The sequence below is a fragment of the Caldimonas sp. KR1-144 genome, assembly GCF_049446155.1.
Taxonomy (GTDB): Bacteria; Pseudomonadota; Gammaproteobacteria; order Burkholderiales; family Burkholderiaceae_C; genus Rivibacter.
Genome location: NZ_JBMSEE010000005.1, coordinates 130,010 through 144,223, shown reverse-complemented (window position 1 = coordinate 144,223; position 14,214 = coordinate 130,010). Strand labels below are relative to the sequence as shown.

Here is a 14,214-nt window from a genome sequence, read left to right as displayed (position 1 = left end):
CTCAGAAAAGCCCGGCCTTTTGCGCCGCACCGAGCGTCGCGCGGCTGAGCTCGCCGATCTGCGCGCCCAGGTCATCCTGCGCCGGCGTGCTGGCCTTGCCGGTCCACATCAGCTTGCCGGTGGCGACGTCGGTCAGCGAGGTGTTGGCGCCGTAGGCGGTCTGCACGCGCGCACCGCCGACCGGCATCGACACGCCAACGCCGCCGCCCACGCCGCTGCCGCCGCCCCAGTTGAAGCCGCCCAGGCCGAAGCTGATCGACGGTCCGCCGCTGACGACATTGGCAGCGGGCGCGACGCTGGCCACCAGCAGTGCCTTCGCGCCGGCCGTGCGGGCGGCGCCCAGATAGGCCTCGGTGCCGCCCTGCTCCGGCCCCGGCAGCGCGGTCGCGCCCAGCGCGACGACCTCGGCCGCCATGCGCTCCTGACACACGCGCTTGACGGCCGTGTCGGCGGCGTCGCAGACCACCAGCACCTTGCTGCCGGCCAGCGAGCGGCCGGCAAATTGCGGATCGAGCCACTGCGCGTCGAGCCGCGTCGACGCGCAACCGGCCAGTGCGAGGCCGGCGGCGGCGCAGGCGAGCAAGACGGAGGAACGAGTCATCGCGAGTCTCCTGACAAATCTCGCGCTCGAGAGCCATTGAGCGCGTCGATCCCAGCTTACTCCTGCGCTACCCTTTGCGCCCCGCGGCTCGCCCCCTGCCCGACATGGCCACGCTCATCCTCGGACTCGTGCTGTTTCTCGGCGCCCACTCGGTGCGCATCGTCGCCGACGACTTCCGCGCGCGCAGCGTCGCGCGCCTCGGCGAGAAGCCGTGGAAAGGCCTGTATGCGCTGGTCTCGGTGATCGGCTTCGTGCTGATCGTCTGGGGCTATGGCCTCGCGCGCCAGCAGCCGGTCGTGCTGTGGACGCCGCCGGTGGCCATGCGTCATGTCGCGGCGCTGCTGACGCTGATCGCCTTCGTGCTGGTCGCGGCCGGCAACGTGCCGCGCAACAGCATCCGCGCGAAGCTCGGCCATCCGATGCTGCTGGGTACCAAGGTCTGGGCCTTCGCCCACCTGTTGGCCAACGGCACGCTGGCCGACGTGCTGCTGTTCGGCGCCTTCCTGGTCTGGGCGGTGCTGTGCTTTCGCAGCGCGCGCCGGCGCGACCGAGCCGCCGGCACGGTCTATGCCGCTGGCACGGTGCGCAACACGGCGATCGCGGTGATCGCCGGCATCGTCGTGTGGGCGCTGTTCGCGTTCTGGCTGCACGCGGCGTGGATCGGCGTCGCGCCGTTCGGGGTGTCGGCATGACGGCGCGCCTGCCCGAAGGCCTGTTCGCCGCCGACGAAGACGGCGCCGCGCGCTGCGCCTGGTGCCAGGCCACGCCGGCCTACCGCGCCTACCACGACAGCGAATGGGGCTTCCCGGTCACCGACGACCGGCGCCTGTTCGAGAAGATCTGCCTCGAAGGCTTCCAGTCGGGCCTGAGCTGGCTGACCATCCTCAACAAGCGCGAGGCCTTTCGCCGCGCGTTTGCCGAGTTCGACGCCGAGCGCGTCGCGCGCTTCAAGGAGCGCGATGTCGAGCGCCTGCTCGCAGACGCCGGCATCGTGCGCCACCGCGGCAAGATCGAGTCGACCATCAACAATGCCAAGCGTGTGCTCGAGCTGCGCGACGAGTTCGGCTCGCTGGCCGCCTACGCCTGGCGCTTCGAGGCCGACGCGGCCTCGCGGCCCAAGCGCCTCACCTGGGCCGCGCTGCGCGCGATGAGCACCTCGCCCGAGTCGGTCGCGATGAGCAAGGACCTGAAGAAGCGCGGCTGGAGCTTCGTCGGCCCGACCACGGTCTATGCCTTCATGCAGGCGATGGGCCTGGTCAACGACCACGTCGAGGGCTGCCACGTGCGCGAGCGCGCCGTGCAGGCGCGCCAGGCGCTGAGCGTGCCGCGCTGAACGGCGCGCGGCGCTCATCCCCCATCGAGGGGCCCACCTCCGGGCGACGCGTCGCGTGACGCCGGCGCCGACAGTGAAGCATCGCTTCCACTGTCACGCCCGGAGACACCATGAGCCTCGTTCGCCGCCTCTTCGCCGCCGCCTTGCACCGTCGCGCCGCCGAGCGCTGGCGCGACACCGTCGTCGCGCTGCCGGCGCACGACGACGAGCGCCCCGCGGCGGCCGGCTGGCACGAGTCCAGCCACGAACTGCGCCGCGGGCTCGAGGTGATCGAGCTCGACTGCGCCGCGGCCTGAGCCCTTGCCGGGGCCTTACTTGCGCGCTTGCGCCTCGGTCGCCAGCGCCGCTTTCGCCGAGGGCCGCTCGGCCACGCGCAGAAGGAACGCGCTCAGGTTCGGCAGGCCCGCGGTATCGACGCCGACATGCTTGCCCCAGCCGGCCACGACGAAGAGATACGCGTCGGCCACCGTGAAGGTGTCGCCCATCAGGTAGTCGCGCCCGGCGAGCTGGCGGTCGACCCAGGCCAGCCGCTCGCCCAGCCTGGCGCGCGACATCGCCTTGTATTCCTCCGGCACCGTCGGCACGAACAGCGGCGAGAAGCTCTTGTGCAGCTCCGAGGTGATGAAGTTCAGCCACTCCTGCAGCCGGTAGCGCTCCATCGTGCCGTTGGGCGGCGCGAGCTTCTTCTCCGGCACGCGGTCGGCGAGGTACTGCACGATCGCCGGGCCCTCGGTCAGCCGCGTGCCGTCGTCGAGCTCGAGCACCGGCACCTGGCCCTTCGGGTTGATCGCGTAGAAGTCGCTGCCGTCGGCGAGCTTCTTGGTCTTGGTGCTGGCGAACACGGGCGTGAACGGCAGGCCGGTCTCGTGCAGCACGATGTGGGGCGAGAGCGAACAGGCACCGGGGCTGAAATAGAGCTTCATCGGTCAGGGCTTTCGGGGGTCGGGAACGAACGGGGCCGGTTGGTGACCGGCCCCGGGATCAACGGGCGTGCAAGTATAGAAAATCTCAAATACCGAGAATCTTCTTCGCCTCGCCGAGCGACTTCATCGATTCGTCGTGCTTGCCGGCCTTGTGCGCGGCCTCGCCGTCGCTGCGCAGCTGCTTGACCTTGGCCATCTCGGCGTCGCTGAGCTTGGGGTTCGTGGCGAGCTTGGCGTCGATCGCCTTCATCTCGTTGGGGCAGTTGTGGGCCAACGCCATGCCGGTGCCCATTGCGAGGGCCAGCATCACCAGGGTCTTGCGCATCGCTTGTCTCCTTGGGTGGTTGCACGAAGCGGCCCACTGTAGGCAGCCCGCGATCTCCCCTGCAACGCATCGGGCATCATCGCGCCCGGCCCCTCGCCCCGCCTCATGTCGACCACTGCCCCCACCGCCAGCGACGCACCCGTCGTCACGCCCGCCTACCGCCGCAAGCTGTTCTGGGTGGCATTGCTGTACTTCTCCGAGGGCCTGCCGCTGGGGGTGTTCTACGACCTGTTCCCGGTCTACTTCCGCCAGCAGGGCGTGAACCTGGCCGACATCGGCCTGCTCTCGCTGCTGGGCATCGCCTGGACCGTGAAGTTCCTGTGGGCGCCGGCCGTCGACTGGGCACGCCGCCACCGCTGGTGGATCGCCGCGGCCAACCTCGGCATGGCCGGCGTGATGCTCGCGTTCGCCGCGCACGGCGAGGGCTTCGGGCCCTGGGTGTGGATCGCGATCGGCCTGTTCACGGTGTTCTCCGCCACCAACGACATCGCGACCGACGGCTACACGATCGAGCTGCTCGACCGCCGCGAATACGGCCTGGCCAACGGCTTTCGCATCGGCTTCTACCGCGCCGGCATGCTGACGGCCGGCGTGCTGCTGATCGCCACCGGCTGGTTCGGCTGGTCGTGGGCCTGGGTGCTGGGCGCGGGCGTGTTCGGCTGCAACGCGCTGGCCGCGCTGTCGGCGCCGAAGGAGAAGCCGCGCAGCGGCGAGGCGCCCGGCAGCCTGCGCACCGAGCTTGCGCTGCTGCGCGGCCAGCCGCAGTTCATGCTGGCGCTCGGCCTCGTGCTGCTGGGCCTGATGTGGCCCGCGCTCGGCCCGCTGGCCAAGGCGCTGGGCTTCGACGGCCTGAACGCGGTCTCGGCCACCTGGTGGTTCCGCGGCGCGCTGCCGGTGGGCCTGATGTTCGCCGGCGCCGCGCTGCTGGTGCATGCCGCGCGCGGCGGCAATGCCCATGCAATGCGCGAGGGCCCGGTGTTCGGCGCCTGGGTCGAGCTGCTCGCGCGGCCCGGCATGGTGGCGGTGCTGCTGTTCATCCTGAGCTTCAAGCTCGGCGACGCGGCGATGGGCTTCATGGTCAAGCCGTTCTGGGTCGACGCCGGCTTCACGGCGCAGCAGATCGGCCTGGTCAGCGTGAACTTCGGGCTCGCGCTGTCGATTGCCGGCGGCCTGGTCGGCGGCTGGTATGTGGACCGCGCCGGCATCTTCAAGGGCCTGTGGGTGCTGGGCCTGTGGCAGGCGCTGTCCAACCTCGGCTATGCCTGCGCGGCCTGGGCCGTGCCGCTGCTCACGCCCGGCGCGGCGGCCACCATCGGCGTGGAGCCGGCGCACCAGGCCGCAGTCTATGCCGCGAGCGCGCTGGAGAGCTTCACCGGCGGGCTGGGCACCGGCGCGTTCCTGGCCTTTCTGATGGGCATCACCAGCCGCGCGCGCGCGACCACCGAGTACGCCATTCTTTCCAGCATCTTTGCGTTCAGCCGCGCGGTGGCCGGCTGGGCCGGCGGCATCGGCGCGCAGGAGCTGGGCTATGCGACCTACTTCTTCATCACGTTCTGGCTCTCGTTCCCGGCCTACCTGCTGCTGCCGCAGGTACGCCGTATGCTGGAACGATCGAACGACGCCTGAGTCTCTCGACCCATGAACACCCCGCGCTACCACTGCTCGCTGTGCGCCGCGCTCGCCAGCCTGTCATCCGGCTCCGCCGATGCGCCCGCCTCCATCGGGCGCCGCCGCTTCCACCGCGCCGTGCTGGCCGGCGCCGCCGCCACCGCCTTGCCCGCTGCCTTTGCGCAGCAAGACGGCCTGCGCGAAGGCCTGGGCAAGAACTCCTCGTTCACCAAGCTCGTTCCGGCCGACGAGCTCGAAGCCGCCGCGGCCAAGCAGTACGCGCAGCTCATTGCGCAGGCCAAGCAGAAGAACGCGCTCGCGCCCGACTCGCATCCGCAGGTGCAGCGCCTGCGCGCCATTGCCCAGCGCATGATTCCCTACGCGCAGCCGTGGAACGGGCGCGCCAAGAACTGGCGCTGGGAGGTCAACCTGCTCGGCTCCAGCGAGCTCAACGCCTTTTGCATGCCGGGCGGCAAGATCGCGTTCTACAGCGGCATCCTCTCCAAGCTGCAGCTCGACGACGACGAGGTCGCCACCATCATGGGCCACGAGGTCGCGCACGCGCTGCGCGAGCATGCGCGCGAACGCATCGGCAAGAGCTCGGCCACCAGCATGGGCCTCTCGCTCGGCGCGCAGCTGCTGGGCCTGGGCTCGCTGGGCGACGTGGCGGCCAACCTCGGCACCCAGCTGCTGACGATGAAGTTCAGCCGCGACGACGAATCCGAGGCGGATCTCGTCGGCATGGAGCTCGCCGCACGCTCCGGCTACGACCCCGAGGCCGGCGTGCGCCTGTGGCAGAAGATGGGCGAGGCCAGCAAGGGCGCGCCGCCGCAATGGCTCTCGACCCACCCCTCGGGCGGCTCGCGCATCGCCGACATCCGCGCCAACCTGCCCAAGGTGCAGCCGATCTACGCGCGCGCCGAGAAGCCGCCCAAGCGCTACGAGCCGATGGCGCAGGCGGCGGGCAAGTAAAGAAACTCCCTCCCACTCCCTCTCCCTCGGGGAGAGGGCCGGGGTGAGGGGCTCGTGCAAGCCGAGGGCCTCGACCCTCACCCCCCGCCCTCTCCCGCAAGCGGGAGAGGGAGCCGCCGCCCCGCGCTACCTGGGCGTCACGTTCCCTTGACGTAAGGATTCCCCCGCCGCTGCGCCCCGAACGTGCTCTCCGGCCCATGGCCGGGAATGAACACCACGTCATCGCCAAAAGGCCACAGCTGCTGCGTGATCGAGGCGATCAAGGTCTCGAAATGCCCGCCCGGAAAGTCGGTTCGCCCGATGCTGCCGTCGAACAGCACGTCGCCCACGAACGCGCGCTTCGCCTCGCGCGAGACGAACACCACGTGACCCGGCGTGTGGCCCGGGCAGTGGCGCACCTCGAGCTCGCATTCGCCGAGCGTGACGCGATCGGGCTTGCCATCGGCGCACAGCCAGCGCGTCGGCTCGAAACGCTCCGACGCTGGAAAGCCGAACATCGCGCCTTGCTGCGGCAGCGCGTCGATCCAGAAACGGTCGCCCTCGTGCGGGCCGATGATCGGCAGCGGGCCGCTGGCGTCCACACCCTCGCGCGCGAGCTGCGCGGTTGCGCCCGCGTGGTCGATGTGCGCATGCGTGAGCCAGATCGCCTCCAGCGTCACGCCCAGCGAGCGCACGGCATCGCGCAGCCGCGGCAGCTCGCCGCCCGGATCGACGATCGTCGCGCGGCGCGTGGCCTCGCACCAGAGGATGGAGCAGTTCTGCTGGAACGCGGTGACGGGAACGGTGAGGTAGCGAAGCGGCATGGTGGGCGCGATTGTCGCGGCGCGGCGCGAACGCGACGGCGGCGCGACAGAAGTGCAACCGCCGTGTGAGATGGTCAGTGCAAGCGCATCGATTCGCACGCCGTGCGCCGCACTGGAACATGGTGCCCCATGCCCTGCGGTCACAATCCACGCGCCGCCCATGGGCGGATCAGCTCGAATCGATCCATAACCGAATAGAGAGAGATAGGACCCTCATGATGACGATGAAGAAGACGGCTCTCGCGCTCGCCTTTGCCGGCGCCTCGCTCGCCTCGACCGGCGCAATGGCCCAGGTGTACGTGCTCGGCGGCGTGGGCTCCGGCAACATCGACGTCGACTGCGCGGGCGCCGCGCAGTGCGACAAGAGCGACACCGCCTACAAGTTCGTCGGCGGCTACAGCTTCGGCAACGGCTTCTCCGCCGAGCTGGGCTACACCAACTACGGCAAGGCCAAGGCCAGCGACTCCGGCATCCGCGCCGAGCTCGAAGCCAACGCCCTGCAGATCGGCGCCGCCTACCAGGCCCCGCTGGCCACCGACTGGGGCCTGAACCTGCGCCTTGGCCTCGCCCGCATGAAGACCGAGATCTCCGGCAGCATCGCCGGCGTGGGCAGCGGCTCCGACTCCGACACCACCACCCAGCCCTATTTCGGCATTGGCGTGAACTACGCGTTCAGCAAGCAGGTGAAAGTGGAACTCGGCGCCGATTTCAGCAAGGCCGAGTTCGACGGCGACAAGGGCAACGTGCGCGCCGTGACGGTGGGCCTGCGCTACGACTTCTGATCGATCGATCCGCGAATGAATTGATCGACGCGCCGTAGCGCGAGTCACACTCGGGGCGCCGATCGGGCAACCGGTCGGCGCCCCGTTTGCATGGCCCTGACGGATCGGGGCTCCCTCTCCCGCCTGCGGGAGAGGGCCGGGGTGAGGGCAAAGCCCGGCACATCTTCAAGCCCCACCTTCTCGCCCCATCGGAAGCAAAAGCACTCGCCCCCAAACGCCCAGCCACCATGCCCCCCAAAACCGAACTCGTCACCTTTGCCATCAAGCCCGGCAAGGAAGCCCGCGCCGAGGAATGGATGCGCATGCTCGTGGAGCGGCGCGACGAATGCATCGCAACGCTGGCGCGCGAGCAGATGCACTACGAGAGCATCTTTCGTCTGTGGCGCGACGGGCGGCTGTACCTCACGTGGTTCTCGGTGCAGGGCGAGGCGGGAGAGCGGGTCGAGGGTTCACCGTTCGAGGTGGACCGGCTGCACATGGCGTTCTGGCGGGAGTGCATCGACGACGAGGTGCCGCCGACGGCGCATGAGCATGTGGTGCGTTTTGTGCCCGGTCCGATGGGCAGTTGAGCGAACGGCGGCCGGCCCGCGTGGCCGCGGGCCGCATTGAACGTCCTGCGCTCGCCTTGGCGGTTATCGCGTTCGTTCGTGCCTTCTCACGCGACGTCAACTCGTCGGTCAAAGAAGCCGCGCATCCTTGATGGCGATCTCGCACTTTGCATAGTCGGCGGGCTCCCAGGCCGCGTTGTCGAAGACGCGTACCCTTGCTTCGCCATTGGCATTCAGCACGACGTCCCGTGCGCGCGAACTTGCCGTGTCGATGGCCCTTCCATCGCTGGCAATGAAAGTCGCCTCAAGCATCAGGTCACCCCAGGAGTGATGCCCACCGTTCTTCAGCAGTGCGGTGCAAGCCATCTCGGTGCGCCCGTTCTGCTTGGCGACACGCAATCCAAGCTCCTGGACAGATACCTCGGCCGCATGGTCCTTCCATCTTGGAGGCTCGCGTAGCGCGAAGAAGACGCCGAAGCAAGTGACCACGACGAGCAGGAGTACACCAGCCCAGCCCGTGTTGAAGAACTTCACCAGGCGGCTTTGCACCTGTTGGCAGTGCGGGCAGCGCGTGGCTGCAACCTGAATCGGCTCGGCGCACACCAGGCATGGCTTGGTCGGCATGGTTCCCATCCATTCCTGCAGCTAGTAACACAGTGTCGCCGGCCGCGACAGAGGCGGTCGTCTCCCGGAGAGTGGATAGACTGCCTGGGCGGCCCGCTGTGCAGTGGCGATCAGGCGGTCCCGAAAGCGTGATCTCGACCCAAACCCGGTCATGCCCTGAAAGGGTTAGTTTCTATCGCCTCGATGTCCGAGTAATGGTGCTTACTCTTCAAGTGGCGATGTCCCCAGGTACTTGATATACGGTGGTGCATCGACCCCCTTGGGTGGTTCCGAGCGCGGCAGCGCCTCAAGCGAGGTGACGTGCTGGCGCACTGCGCCGAGATCGGCTTGCTCCCGGCTCAGCCAATAGTAGAAACCGCCCGCACCGGCCTGAAAGCCCAACGGGTTGCGGCGATGGAATGCTTGAGCAACGAAGCGGCCGACATAGGTCACCTTGCCTCCCTCTACCGTGAAGCGGAGTGAGAACGGGACTCTGGCGCGGAACGTCTCAGTAAAGCCTGCGCGGGAAGTCTGCAACGCAAAGTTGTAGATCTCGTATTCGCCCGGTGGCAGCGAAAGTACATGAACTGTCCCGGTTCCGTCGCGGTCCGATAACAGATATGTACTGTCCGGTAAGAATAGGGATCTGGGGGCATAGCCGACCTCGCCGCCGATCCTTGTTGTGACTGAACGCCAGGACAGACTGTATCCTGAGTAGTCGAACCTCCGCATCTCCTCCGCTGGAACACCAATGCTTATAACGGCCTTACCGTCACCCGGAGACGGTGTTCTCCCAATCATCGCTGGTGTAGTTACGCATGCGGAAACCAGCAAAGCTGAGCAGAGCGTGAACAATCGAAGCATCAATGTATGCATACCGATCTGAGTTGAAGAAGCCCAACATTCAATATATGCGGCATACCCCGGCAAGCCGGCATACGTAACGAGGATTGTGTTCGATTAGTGACTCGAGAACTTCGGGAACCGTAGTGCGAATGAATTCAGCCACTGCGTTGGCAGCGAAGTCCTGCTCCTTCGCCTTCGGGTACTCATCAAGGAATAGATCCAGTGCAGCGTGGAGACTCATGACACCCAACGTTCAACCTGAGCGACAGTTCCCGGTTTGCCGGAAACTGTCCGCTCGATGGAGGCGTTATGCCACATTGTTGAGCTTGCGGACTTCTTCAATGCGTGGCTCAGAAAGCCACAGTGCATCGACCAGTGCAAAGATATCGGCGGCGAGCGGTGTGCCGACTACCTCTTCACGCCGCAAGGCGCGACCGCAAACGCTTCGATCGTCCGCTGGGCGGCCGTGGCCACTAGTGACCATGAAAGAACCACCCTCCCTACCCGGCTGAAAGAGCAACGAGACAAGAACACGATCGGAAGGTTCTGCGCCTTCACCCCAACGACCTAGAACAAGATCGATGTTTGGTGGATGCTCTGGCGCACCGACTGTCCACTGTACAAAGTAGACCGCATGAGTTCCGTTGGAGTCGGAGAGGTCACCCCATATCGTTCTTGATGTGCGGCCACAGCACTCGCAGTGACCAGCGGATTCATTCCAGAACGTTGCGGTGAGGCTGTGCAGTTCGCTCATAGGGCAAAACGCTCGACGGTGGCGTCTGCCACATTGATGGTCAATCAATTGTCGTTTCGGACTCCCGTGGCCGGGCCGCCGTGTCAGATGGGGCGAGTGCCCGTGCATGCGGGGTAGCCCGTACACCCCCAGAACTCCGACCCCGCCTTCGGCCCCCTTCTCGCCACCCGCTTCACCATCGCCTTCGCGCACAAGGGGCACAACACCGTCGCACTCATTGCCGCCACCGCTGGCGCCGTCGATTGACCGCCGAGATCCGAGTCCGCCTGCCGCGCGTCCTGTGCCTGCCGAATCAGACCGTGCAGTTTCGGCCCGTCGATCAGCCGCACGTTGCGACCGCTCGCAAACGCCACCGCCTCGTCGGTGAAGCGGCCCGAGGTGACGACAAAGCCGCCCGCCGCGCCGCCGGCGGCCATCACGCCGTAGAGCTCGCGCACCACCTCCACGCCCACCTTGAACGCGCGCCATTGCTTGCATTGCACGAGGTAGGTCTCGCCGTTCTTGGCGATCACGAGGTCCACGCCGCCGTCGGGTCCGCTGCCGCCGCTTTGCATGACGCGGTAGCCCTGCAGGCGAAAGGCTTCGCCGACAAGCTGTTCAAACTGCTGCCAGCTCATGTGGTCCAGCACGCCGGCGGCCTGGCTTTGCGTCACGTTCTGAACGAGCCGCCGGCGCTCCTTGCCGCGCAGCGCCGAGACGGCGGCGCCCATCAGGCATATCAGCGGCACGACGTATTGCCCCGCCAGGGCCAGCGCCCGCCACATCGACTGCGAGACGAGCGCGCCGACCTGCGCGGCATTCGTCGCCGTCGGCAAAGGCTGCGCCGCCAGCTTGTGCAGCAGCAGATAGGAAACCACCGCCAACGACACACCGGCCCACCACGGCAACCGTGCGATGAGGTCCATCAGTTCGTCGGCGGCGCGGGGTTTTCGGCGGCGTGGCATCGACTTCACTCCTTGGTGCATCACGCAGGCGGCGCCAGAGTCTCGCCGTGCGTGCGCACCGCTCCTCTCCTCAAAAAGCAGGAGGCTTCACACCGAATGGCGGGCGGCCGTGATCCGCGGCACCATCGCGTCACGCCATTGGCGCTTCATTCGTCCGCGAGAAGGGCATTTCCCATGCGCGTTTCGAAATCAGGCTATTGCGCCGGCCCGCCATGGAGGCGGTCGTGAACGGGCCCGAGTTCCGGGTCGAGCGCGCCGCCGCGCACGACGCGCGCGCCATCGCCGAGATCCATGTCGAGTCCTGGCGCGCGGCCTATCGCGGCCTCGTCCCGCAGGGCTATCTGGATGCGCTGTCGGTGCAGGAGAAGACCGAGTTCTGGTCTGCCGTCATTGCGCAGGGCGAGGTGTCGCTGCTCGTTGCGCGCACGCCGCTGGGCGGCATTGCCGGCTGGCTGTGCGCGGGGCCCTCGCGCGATGCCGATGCGCCGCCGGGCACGGCCGAGGTGCAGGCCTTGTACGTGCGGCCTTCGCATTGGTCGCTCGGCGCGGGCCAGGTGCTGTGGCATGCCTGCCTGGCGCAACTGGTGGTGCAAGGCGCGTGGCAGCGCGTGACGCTGTGGGTGCTGGCGGGCAATGAGCGCGGGCTGGCGTTCTACCGGCGCGTGGGATTCGTGGCCGATGAAGCGGCCGGCTCGCCTTCGTTCGAACTCGGCGGCGCCACGCTGCACGAGCAGCGGCTGGTCTTCACGTTGCCGCTGGCCGCCCAAAGCACAACGGGCGCCTGAGGCGCCCGTCGTTCAACCGGCTCGGCCGGCCCTTCAGGCCGCGAGCTGTTCCGGCGTCTTGCCGCCGGCCACCGCGTCGATGAACCACTGCGGGCGGCGGCCGTGGCCCGTCCAGGTGTTGCCGTTCTCGTCGCGGTACTTGATCTTGCCGGCGGCGGCCTTCTTCTTGCCGGCGCCGCGGCCCTTGCGGCCGGCCTTCTTGGCCGCGCCGGGCTTGGGCCCGCGCTTGGCGCCGCCGAGGCCCAGGTCGGAGGCGGTCAGCCCGTAGAAGGCGATCGCCTCTTTCACACGGGCGATCACGTCTTTGACTTCCTTTTCCTTGATCGCGTCGGCCTGGCGCTGGAGCGCGGCGATTTCCTTCTGAAGCTGGGCCAAAGACTTTGCCATCTGGGATTCCTTTTGGTTTCGGGGCGAAGGGTATGCCAAGCATAAACCGATTGGTCCGCGCCTCCTTTCAAAAGGGGAGGAACAGTGGATGTTTGGCGACGAATGGGCCAGGCCACCCCTCGTTGGTGTGTGGCTCTCCGGATGGCTCCATGGAGCGATGTGGCCCGCGGATGCCATTTCTACAGTGCGCCGGCTCGACGAACTTTCGCATTCGCGTCGAGTTTCAGGTCGCGCACGGTCCTCGATGAGAGCGGACTTTCCCTGCCTTGCCGACCGCTTTCATTCATGACGACGAGGTATTCCATGTCACGCGATCCCAAACTCCAGAAGCTTTCTCGCCTGGCGGTTCTTTTCTCGATGGCGGCACTCGCTGCCTGCGGTGGTTCCGACAACGACACGGCCGAGCCCGGCAATGCGCCGCCGCCGGCCGAAGAAACGCCGACGCCGCCGCCGGCCGCCGAGTTCACGCTCGAGCTGTCGAGCGACAAGGCGCTGGTGATCCAGGGCCACAGCGTCACGCTGACCGCCACGCTCACGCGCAAGAACGGCTTTGCCGGCGCGGTGCTGGTGGAGCTGCAGGGCCTGCCGGCCGGCGTGGCCGCGCAGCCGGTGTCGATTGCCGAAGGCGCCACCACCGCGGAAATCACGCTGAGCGCGCCGCTCACCGCGGCGCATTCGCTGCCCACGGCGGCCACCGCGCGCGGCAGCTCGGGCAACCTGGTCGCCACGCGCGGCCTCACGGTCACGGTCGGCGGCGAGCCGGGCGTGCTGGACACGAGCTTCGGCACCGGCAAGGTCTTCACCTCGGTGGCCGAGGGCGAGGATTTCGCCTACGGCATGGCGGTGCAGCCCGACGGCAAGGTGATCTCGGTGGGCAGCACCAGCACCACCGCCGGCGGCGCCGACTTCGCCATCGCGCGCCATGAGCGCGACGGCACGCTGGACGCCAGCTTCGGCAGCGGCGGCAAGCTGGCCACGGCCATCGCCGCCGGCGGCGGCAGCGACGAGGCCCAGGCCGTCGCGCTGCAGGCCGACGGCAAGATCGTCGTCGCCGGCTACGCCACGGGCGCGACCACCGACCTCGACTTCGCGCTCGTTCGCTACAACGCCGATGGCACGCTCGACGCCGGCTTCGGCACCGGCGGCAAGGTCACCACCGACATCGGCGGCTCGACCGACCGCATCGGGGCCATCGCGATCCAGGCCGACGGCAAGATCGTCGTCGCCGGCTCGAGCTACAGCGGCCCCGTCACCGGTGTCGACTTCGCCCTGGCCCGCTACAACGCCGACGGCACGCTCGACGCCACGTTCGGCAACGGCGGCAAGGTCGTCACGCCGATGAAGAACTTCACCGGCACCGACGTCGTCTATTCGCTGCTGCTGCAGATGGTGGACGGCGAGCAGCGCATCGTCGCGGCCGGCGGCGACGGCGACTTCCTGATCGCGCGCTACACGGCCGCGGGCGCGCTCGATGCCAGCTTTGCCAACGGCGGCAAGATCGTCGGCCTGTTCGGCAGCGTCGGCGGCGGGGCTTACGCGATGGCGCGCGGCGGCGCCAACACCATCGTCGTGGCCGGTCATGCTGAAAGCGACGTCGCGCTGGTGCGCCTGGACGAGAACGGCGCGCTCGAACCGAGCTTCGGCAACGGTGGCAAGGTCGTCACGCCGCTGAGCGCGAGCAACTGGGACGCGGCCACCGCGATCGTGCGCCAGGCCGACGGCAAGTTCGTCGTCGGCGGCTGGGTCTACGAGGGCGGCAGCTCGAGTGCCAACTTCGCGGCGGTGCGCTACACCGCCACGGGCGTGCTCGACACCACGTTCGGCAGCGGCGGCATCGTCGTCACGCCGATGGCCGGCGCCTCGCGCAGCGACTCGGGCCGCGCCCTCGTGCTGCAAGCCGACGAGCGCGTGCCGACGGTGCGTGCGCTGCAGGCCGGCGAGGCCAACGAGGGCGGCGGGTTCCAGTTCGCGTTGATGCGTTACTGGCTCTGACGAGCCGT

18 protein-coding genes are annotated in these 14,214 nt (G+C 68.1%); 9 read left to right on the top strand and 9 right to left on the bottom strand.

What is annotated here, in order from left to right:
* Window position 1 precedes the first annotated feature (1 nt).
* The gene (locus ACO2TI_RS13435; RefSeq protein ID WP_423284967.1) at window positions 2–601 is read right to left on the bottom strand and encodes a hypothetical protein; all 600 of its coding nucleotides are present in this window, start codon (window positions 599–601) and stop codon (window positions 2–4) included.
* Between the two features lie 104 nt (window positions 602–705).
* Here ACO2TI_RS13435 and ACO2TI_RS13430 point away from each other — a divergent pair, with 104 nt between their 5' ends.
* From ACO2TI_RS13430 to ACO2TI_RS13420, 3 genes are all read left to right on the top strand, one after another.
* Window positions 706–1,293, top strand: coding sequence for an NnrU family protein (locus tag ACO2TI_RS13430; RefSeq protein ID WP_423284966.1), 588 nt, complete (start codon window positions 706–708; stop codon window positions 1,291–1,293).
* A complete protein-coding gene (locus ACO2TI_RS13425) occupies window positions 1,290–1,934 on the top strand; it encodes a DNA-3-methyladenine glycosylase I (RefSeq protein ID WP_423284965.1) in 645 nt (214 codons plus the stop codon). The genes ACO2TI_RS13430 and ACO2TI_RS13425 overlap by 4 nt, the downstream gene beginning before the upstream one ends.
* A 110-nt stretch (window positions 1,935–2,044) precedes the next feature.
* Window positions 2,045–2,230, top strand: a complete 186-nt coding sequence (locus ACO2TI_RS13420; RefSeq protein WP_423284964.1) for a hypothetical protein — start codon at window positions 2,045–2,047, stop codon at window positions 2,228–2,230.
* Between the two features lie 15 nt (window positions 2,231–2,245).
* Here ACO2TI_RS13420 and gstA read toward each other — a convergent pair whose 3' ends face one another.
* Both gstA and ACO2TI_RS13410 read right to left on the bottom strand, forming a co-directional pair.
* Entirely contained in the window at window positions 2,246–2,857 is a 612-nt protein-coding gene (gene gstA / locus ACO2TI_RS13415) for a glutathione transferase GstA (RefSeq protein ID WP_423284963.1), read from the bottom strand.
* An 85-nt stretch (window positions 2,858–2,942) separates the two neighbouring features.
* Window positions 2,943–3,182: a hypothetical protein gene (locus tag ACO2TI_RS13410; RefSeq protein WP_423284961.1), complete on the bottom strand. Its 240-nt coding sequence runs from the start codon at window positions 3,180–3,182 to the stop codon at window positions 2,943–2,945.
* A 105-nt stretch (window positions 3,183–3,287) separates the two neighbouring features.
* Here ACO2TI_RS13410 and ACO2TI_RS13405 point away from each other — a divergent pair, with 105 nt between their 5' ends.
* Window positions 3,288–4,808, top strand: a complete 1,521-nt coding sequence (locus ACO2TI_RS13405; RefSeq protein ID WP_423284960.1) for an MFS transporter — start codon at window positions 3,288–3,290, stop codon at window positions 4,806–4,808.
* Window positions 4,809–4,820: 12 nt separating this feature from the next.
* A complete protein-coding gene (locus ACO2TI_RS13400; RefSeq protein ID WP_423284959.1) occupies window positions 4,821–5,762 on the top strand; it encodes a M48 family metallopeptidase in 942 nt (313 codons plus the stop codon).
* Window positions 5,763–5,899: 137 nt separating this feature from the next.
* Here ACO2TI_RS13400 and ACO2TI_RS13395 read toward each other — a convergent pair whose 3' ends face one another.
* Window positions 5,900–6,565, bottom strand: a complete 666-nt coding sequence (locus ACO2TI_RS13395; RefSeq protein ID WP_423285407.1) for an MBL fold metallo-hydrolase — start codon at window positions 6,563–6,565, stop codon at window positions 5,900–5,902.
* 218 nt (window positions 6,566–6,783) lie between these two features.
* On the opposite strand from ACO2TI_RS13395, the gene ACO2TI_RS13390 reads away from it, so the two are divergent.
* Both ACO2TI_RS13390 and ACO2TI_RS13385 read left to right on the top strand, forming a co-directional pair.
* Window positions 6,784–7,347 (top strand): porin family protein, encoded by a 564-nt coding sequence (locus tag ACO2TI_RS13390; RefSeq protein WP_423284957.1) that lies wholly within the window; start codon window positions 6,784–6,786, stop codon window positions 7,345–7,347.
* A gap of 227 nt (window positions 7,348–7,574) precedes the next feature.
* Complete coding sequence (locus ACO2TI_RS13385) at window positions 7,575–7,916, top strand: DUF6176 family protein (RefSeq protein WP_423284955.1); 342 nt, start codon at window positions 7,575–7,577, stop codon at window positions 7,914–7,916.
* Between the two features lie 108 nt (window positions 7,917–8,024).
* On the opposite strand, the gene ACO2TI_RS13380 is transcribed toward ACO2TI_RS13385, so the two are convergent.
* The 4 genes from ACO2TI_RS13380 to ACO2TI_RS13365 all read right to left on the bottom strand — a co-directional run bounded on the left by ACO2TI_RS13380 (window position 8,025) and on the right by ACO2TI_RS13365 (window position 11,042).
* Entirely contained in the window at window positions 8,025–8,519 is a 495-nt protein-coding gene (locus ACO2TI_RS13380) for a hypothetical protein (protein WP_423284953.1), read from the bottom strand.
* Between the two features lie 201 nt (window positions 8,520–8,720).
* Window positions 8,721–8,951 (bottom strand): hypothetical protein, encoded by a 231-nt coding sequence (locus tag ACO2TI_RS13375; protein ID WP_423284951.1) that lies wholly within the window; start codon window positions 8,949–8,951, stop codon window positions 8,721–8,723.
* Between the two features lie 700 nt (window positions 8,952–9,651).
* Window positions 9,652–10,098, bottom strand: coding sequence for a hypothetical protein (locus ACO2TI_RS13370; protein WP_423284950.1), 447 nt, complete (start codon window positions 10,096–10,098; stop codon window positions 9,652–9,654).
* An 83-nt stretch (window positions 10,099–10,181) separates the two neighbouring features.
* Complete coding sequence (locus ACO2TI_RS13365) at window positions 10,182–11,042, bottom strand: restriction endonuclease (RefSeq protein WP_423284949.1); 861 nt, start codon at window positions 11,040–11,042, stop codon at window positions 10,182–10,184.
* A 224-nt stretch (window positions 11,043–11,266) separates the two neighbouring features.
* Between ACO2TI_RS13365 and ACO2TI_RS13360 the strand changes: the two genes are divergently transcribed.
* A complete protein-coding gene (locus ACO2TI_RS13360; protein ID WP_423284948.1) occupies window positions 11,267–11,827 on the top strand; it encodes a GNAT family N-acetyltransferase in 561 nt (186 codons plus the stop codon).
* 33 nt (window positions 11,828–11,860) lie between these two features.
* On the opposite strand, the gene ACO2TI_RS13355 is transcribed toward ACO2TI_RS13360, so the two are convergent.
* Window positions 11,861–12,214: an H-NS family nucleoid-associated regulatory protein gene (locus ACO2TI_RS13355; RefSeq protein ID WP_423284947.1), complete on the bottom strand. Its 354-nt coding sequence runs from the start codon at window positions 12,212–12,214 to the stop codon at window positions 11,861–11,863.
* Between the two features lie 303 nt (window positions 12,215–12,517).
* Between ACO2TI_RS13355 and ACO2TI_RS13350 the strand changes: the two genes are divergently transcribed.
* Window positions 12,518–14,206: a hypothetical protein gene (locus tag ACO2TI_RS13350; RefSeq protein ID WP_423284945.1), complete on the top strand. Its 1,689-nt coding sequence runs from the start codon at window positions 12,518–12,520 to the stop codon at window positions 14,204–14,206.
* Window positions 14,207–14,214 lie beyond the last annotated feature (8 nt).